At 59.1% G+C, this 701-nt stretch carries 1 protein-coding gene; it reads right to left on the bottom strand.

The window, feature by feature from the left end:
- Positions 1–701, bottom strand: a 701-nt coding sequence (locus tag IX761_RS26995) for an immunoglobulin-like domain-containing protein (RefSeq protein WP_194792523.1), incomplete at both ends; no start/stop codon positions are given.

Genomic DNA, 701 nt, shown 5'->3' with positions numbered 1-701 from the left:
CGGTAGTGTTATCCACCACATCTTCTACGGTCGCGGTGTGCGTGGCACCACTCAGGTCCACGGCTTCATAGTTGCCGCCCTCGACCTTGGTGACAGTCGCAGTGACTTCAGACGGATCTTTGTAGAAATCGTTGGTGTTGCCGTTGGTGTTCGGCACATCCAGCTTGCCTTTACCGGAGGCATCGACGACCACGGTGTAGTCCTTGCCGCCAACGTTGACGGTCAACGTGGTGGTGCTGCCGGCTTGCGGCGGATTGCTCAGCTGGAAGTGGAAGGTGACGTTAGTGTCGCCTTCTTTCGCCGGGTCAGCCGTTACCGAGATGGTGGTGTTGTCGACCACATCTTCGACGGTCGCGGTGTGCGTGGCACCACTCAGGTCCACGGCTTCGTAGTTACCGCCTTCGACCTTGGTGACGGTGGCGGTGACTTCGGTTGCATCTTTGTAGAAGTCGTTGGTGTTGCTGTTGGTGTTCGGGACGTCGAGCTTGCCTTTGCCGGAGGCATCGACGACCACGGTGTAGTCCTTGCCACCGACATTGACGGTCAGCGTAGTGGTGCTGCCGGCCTGCGGCGGGTTACTCAGCTGGAAGTGGAAGGTGACGTTGGCGTCGCCTTCTTTCGCTGGGTCGGCAGTAACCGAGACGGTGGTGTTATCGACTACGTCTTCAACGGTCGCGGTGTGCGTGGCACCGTTCAGATCA

The organism is Pseudomonas sp. UFMG81 (assembly GCF_015354575.1).
Taxonomy (GTDB): domain Bacteria; phylum Pseudomonadota; class Gammaproteobacteria; order Pseudomonadales; family Pseudomonadaceae; genus Aquipseudomonas.
The sequence above is the reverse complement of the archived record's forward strand: the minus strand, read 5'-3'. Positions and strand labels throughout refer to the sequence as shown.